This is a genomic window from Halomonas sp. BC04, from assembly GCF_000568385.1.
The window spans coordinates 1-5,206 of sequence record NZ_AZQX01000415.1; the positions used below are offsets into that span (position 1 = coordinate 1).

General features: G+C 62.1%; 4 protein-coding genes and 1 pseudogene. 3 read left to right on the forward strand and 2 right to left on the reverse strand.

Annotated features, from left to right (window positions below; translation table 11 throughout):
- Both Q427_RS27490 and Q427_RS29505 read left to right on the forward strand, forming a co-directional pair.
- Window positions 1–585 (forward strand): EAL domain-containing protein (locus Q427_RS27490; protein ID WP_043518758.1); only part of this gene is annotated, 585 nt, incomplete at its 5' end.
- A 161-nt stretch (window positions 586–746) separates the two neighbouring features.
- Entirely contained in the window at window positions 747–2,075 is a 1,329-nt protein-coding gene (locus Q427_RS29505; protein ID WP_155833721.1) for a sensor domain-containing diguanylate cyclase, read from the forward strand.
- A 164-nt stretch (window positions 2,076–2,239) separates the two neighbouring features.
- On the opposite strand, the gene Q427_RS27500 is transcribed toward Q427_RS29505, so the two are convergent.
- Entirely contained in the window at window positions 2,240–2,674 is a 435-nt protein-coding gene (locus tag Q427_RS27500; protein WP_043518759.1) for a GFA family protein, read from the reverse strand.
- Window positions 2,675–2,830: 156 nt separating this feature from the next.
- On the opposite strand from Q427_RS27500, the gene Q427_RS27505 reads away from it, so the two are divergent.
- Entirely contained in the window at window positions 2,831–3,850 is a 1,020-nt protein-coding gene (locus tag Q427_RS27505; RefSeq protein WP_043518760.1) for a GlxA family transcriptional regulator, read from the forward strand.
- A gap of 6 nt (window positions 3,851–3,856) precedes the next feature.
- On the opposite strand, the pseudogene fabF reads toward Q427_RS27505, so the two are convergent.
- Window positions 3,857–5,121: pseudogene (fabF, locus tag Q427_RS27510) on the reverse strand (beta-ketoacyl-ACP synthase II).
- Between the last annotated feature and the right edge of the window lie 85 nt (window positions 5,122–5,206).

Genomic DNA, 5,206 nt, shown 5'->3' on the forward strand with positions numbered 1-5,206 from the left:
CTGGGGCGCTGGGTACTGAGAACGGCCTGCCGCCAGCTTGCGCTCTGGGAGAATGACACTTCCATGGCGCACCTGACCCTGGCGGTCAACGTCAGCGCCCGGCAGTTTCGGTCAGCGGGCTTCGTCGACGACCTGCTCGCGATCATCCATGAGTCGGGCGCGGTGCGCAGCCGCCTCAAGCTGGAGTTGACCGAAACCGTACTGATCGAGGATCTCGAGGAGGCGGCAGCCAGGATCACCGAACTCTCCAGGCTTGGCATCAGGGTCGCCCTGGACGACTTCGGCACCGGCTACTCTTCGTTGGCCTACCTGAAGCTCCTGCCATTGTCACAGCTCAAGATCGACCAGTCCTTCGTCCAAGATGTGTTGAGCGATCCGGCGGCGGCGGCGATTGCGCGCTCGATCGTGGGGCTCGGTGAATCCCTGGAAGTCGAGGTCATTGCCGAAGGGGTGGAGACGGAGTCGCAACTGAAGTACCTCGCCGGTATCGGCTGCAGGCTCTACCAAGGCTACCTGTTCGGGCGGCCCGCCGAGGTGGCAGCGCTGGAACGCCTTGTGGGCCAGCTCCAGCAACCAGCGCCGTGAGCTATTGGCAGCTTGGTTTCCAGTGAGAGCACCAGGAAAATCTGCGGCAAGGTGCTAAAGAAATCAGACCCTGGTCCGGGCTTCTTTCGAATAGTGTTGTACTTGGTCCTTGAGACCACCGAAATTGGCGAAAGCCATCCGTGATCGGGGCAGTCGATGCAATGAAAGAGATCCGTGTCAATCACGACCCCGCTGAACTGCGCCTGATGCTGGATCATCTCGGTGTTGCTGCTTTCGTGATCGATGTGGTCTCCGTTGATGAGTACCGTCTTGCCGCGATCAACGCCCGTCACGAGATGCACAGCGGGATGCAGCATGAAGAGGTAGCCGGGCGCAGTGTGGATGAGCTGCTTTCACCAGCAATGGCAGCTGGCGTCAAAGCCAATTACCGGCGTTGTGTCGAGAGCAAGGGCGTCACGGATTATCAGGAGATGCTGGATCTTCCCATCGGCAGGACATACTGGCTGACCAGTCTCGTACCCTTCGTTGATGAGGCCGGCTCGGTCAACCGGATACTGGGTACGGCTTACGAAATCAGTGACCAGGTGCATCTGGAGCTCGAGGCACGTTACCAATCCACCGTGATGAGCGCCTACCTGGATGAGTCACCGGACGGTATCCTGGTGGTGGATGCCGATAACCGGATCAAGACATGGAACCGCCGTTTTCTGGAGATATGGGAGATTCCCGAGGCGGTCATGCAAGCAAAGGACGGCGAAGCGGCGCTGCAGGCGGTCAATGAACAGGTGCAAGATCCCGAACGCTTCGTAAATCGGATCAGGCAGCTCTATGCCTCCCTGGACGAAGAGGAGCAAGGGGTGCGTATCCAGATGAAGGATGGCCGGGTACTGGAGCGCTACTCCCGGGGGCTGCATGGCAGCAATGGCGACTACTGGGGGCGTATCTGGTTCTACCGTGATGTCACGGAGCTCCAGCGCATGACCGAAAAACTGCTGCACATGTCGCAAACCGACCCCCTCACGGGAGTTGCCAACCGGCGTGTGCTGATGGGTCAACTGGAGGAGGAGTACAGTCGGGCGCGGCGTTATGGCCACCCCCTCAGCGTATTGATGCTTGATCTGGATCACTTCAAAGCGATCAACGACCGCCACGGCCATGCGGCCGGGGATCTCGTGCTCAAGGAATTCGTGAGGATGGTAACGCCTGAAATTCGCGCCAGTGACTGTTTTGCGCGCATGGGCGGCGAGGAGTTTGCCATCCTGCTTCCGGAAAGTGATCTAGCCTCGGCGCGCCAGCTGGCCGGGCGATTGTGCCGGGTGATTGCCAGCCTGACGTTTACCAGCCCCCAAGGCGTGTTTGGCGTGACGGTGAGTATCGGTGTGGCAACGCTGCGCCATAATGACGCGAGCCCGGAACAGCTGCTCAGTCGCGCGGATCTCTGTCTCTATAACGCAAAATCCGAAGGCCGCAACCGTGTGCGGCCCAGTGGCGATATCGAAGACTGTCAGAGCCTGGTGCCAGGGTTATAGTTGCCTGAAGAGAATACCAACCTACGTGTCGGCTTCGATGACGATACCTTCCTTGTCGGAAGCAGTATCCAGCCGAAGCAGGATGGCGACGTATTGGCGGATAGCCGCTTTCTCATATCCCTCTCTATACCCACGGTTTAATGCCTCAGGGAGCCTTCGGCGCGTTACTCCGACAAACGGATACCAGAGCCACCAATCTCCTCGGGGGCATCCTTGAACTTGTCGAGCCCGTCGGGAACGGGGAGCACCTTCTCCTGGTAGTGCACGTGAAGGCCGGGGGTAAACGGAAGTTCAGGCAGTATTGCCGCATAGACATCCGTCAGGCCGAGTTCCGGGTGCTCGGTGAGGATGTGGCCACCGCAGGTCTTGCACCATTTGCGGAAACTCTGCGGGCTTTTGTTGTAGGTGCCGATGTTTTCCTCGCCCTTGGTGATGTGCACGGCTGCCGGTTTCCATAGGGTAAAGGCGTTTATCGGCGCTGCGGACCACTGCCGACAGGAGTCGCAGTGACAGTAGCCCATGGCCTCCGGCTCGCCGCTGACGAGTAGTTGTACGGAGCCACAAAAGCAGCTTCCCTTGTAGGTAGTGTCGTCGCTCATGCTGCGTCTCCTCTGCATGCCTGGAATGCATACGTCCATCGGCCTGCCCTTCGGCCCACCTCGGACGCGTTGGATTCAGCATTCTCCCGTCGCTTCCTGCCGGGTAGTGGCGGACGCGACATAAAGTGGGGGCGATCCGGACATCGGAGGTGGGTAATGATTGATGTCACCGTGGTACTGGTGGAGGGGGGGATGCCCTCGACCGCGGTTGCTCCGGTGGAGGTGTTCAGCTCGGCCGGCGTGCTGTGGAACAGCATGCGTGGGGAGCCTGTGGAACCGCATTTTCGGGTGCGCACGGCGTCTCAGGGTGGTCGGCGGGTGCGCACGGCCGTGAACCTCAGTCTGGAGCCGAGCTGTGCCATCGAGGAAGTGGAATCAACCGACCTCATCATCGTATCCGCGGTGGGCGCAGACCTGGAATCCACCTGTGCGGCCAACATGGCGCTCTACCCCTGGCTGCGCAAGTGGCATGAGCGTGGTGTCACTCTGGCCGCTATCTGCGCAGGTGTCGTGCTGCTTGCCGAGGCCGGAATTCTGGATGATCGGCTCGCGACGACCCACTGGGGCTTGGTGGATGCGTGCCGGCGTCGCTACCCGCGGGTTCAGTGGCAGCCGGAGCGGTTTCTGACGGAAAGCGGGAACGTACTGTGTAGCGGCGGAATATATGCCTCCGTCGACCTCAGCCTGTATCTTGTCGAGAAGCTCTGTGGACACAGAATTGCCATGGAGACGGCCAGGGCGTTGCTGCTCGAGACGCCACGCGTCTGGCAGATGGGGTACGCGGCGGAGCCCCCTGCGGTGTCTCACGAGGACAGGCTGATCCGGCGGGCACAGGAGTGGCTGTTTCACCATTTCAACGAGCCGGTCCGATTGCATGACCTGGCCGGGCGCATGGGAATGAGTCCACGAAACTTTGCCCGTCGCTTCAAGGCAGCCACTGGGGAGACGCATACCTGCTACCTTCACCGCCTGCGAATCAATGCCGCCCGCCATCTGCTGGAGAACGAGCAGCAGACGATTCAGCAGGTTAGCCGTGCCATCGGCTACGAAGATGTGGCCTTCTTTCGGCGACTTTTCAAGCGCTACGCAGGGGTCGCGCCACAGCGTTACCGGGAGCGCCTCGGAACCCGCCCGCACGAGACTGTCGCGGTCGCCGGGCGAGCACCACATCGCTGAACGTGCCTACACCTTGCTGACGATCAGCGCCGCATTCACCCCGCCGAAGCCGAACCCGTTGCACAGCACGTGTTGGCTGCGATGTTCGCGTGCCGAGCCCGTGACGAAGTCCAGGTCCTGCAGGTCATCGTCGGCGTTTTCCAGGTTCAGGGTCGGTGGCAGCCGGTCGTGCATCACCGCCAGGGCGGAGAAGATGCTCTCCACGCCGCCGGCAGCACCGAGCAGGTGGCCCGTGGTCGCCTTGGTGGCGGAAATCGGGATGCCGGCGAGAGTGTCGCCGAAGGCGTTACGCAGGGCGGCGATCTCGGCCCGGTCGCGACCGGCGTCGAGGTGGCGTGGGCGTTGATGTGATCGATGGCATCGGGAGCCAGCCCCGCCATCCGTAGTGCCGACCGAATGGCCGCTGCGGCACCGGAGCCGTCTTCCGGACCGGCGGTGATGTGGTGGGCATCCGCACTGGTGCCATAGCCGCTGAGGATAGCCAGGGGTGTCGCCCCACGTGCCTCGGCGTGGGCCAGGGTTTCGATCACCAGCAGCCCCGCGCCTTCCCCCATGACGAAGCCGTTGCGTGCCTGGTCGAAGGGCCGCGACGCTTTGGCGGGGTCGTCCTGCTCGGTGGAGAGCGCCTTCATGGCATGAAAGCTGGCAAGCGACAGCGGGTCGATACAGGCCTCTGCGCCGCCCACCAGGGCCACCTCGGCCTCACCGCTGCGTATCATGCGCATGCCGTCGCCGATGGCCTGGAGGCCTGCCGCACAGGCGGTCACCGGGCAGCCCATCGGTCCGCGCAAGCCATAGCGAATCGAGACATTCCCCGCCGCCAGGTTGGCCAGGAAGGCCGGCACGGTGAAAGGGGAGAGTCGGCGGTGGCCGCGGGTCGACAGAGTGTTCTGTGCCTGGGTGATGGTGGGGAAGCCGCCGATGCCGGAACCGATAATAGTGGCAGTAGCCAGCCGGTCCTCATCGCTGGATGGGAACCAGTTGGCCTGGGTCAGCGCCTCTTCGGCGGCTGCCATCGCATAGAGGCTGAACAGCTCCATCTTGCGACGCTCCTTGGCGTCGAGCACGCGGTCCGGGTCGAGGCCGGCTTCCGGATCGTCAGTGATGCCGGGCACCGAGCCTGCGACCTTGATCGGCAGCTCACCGGTATCGAAGCGGGTGATCGGGGAGATGCCGGATTGGCCGGCCAGCAGGCGTTCCCAGCCTGCCTTGACGCCGCAGCCGAGGGGGCTGATCATGCCCATGCCGGTGATAACGAGCGGTGATTGCATGGTAAATTCCTGAACAGCTTGGGTTTGTGCCACGCTAACACTGGGCTTGATATGATCAAGATAATATTCAGCGTAGGACAGTGAG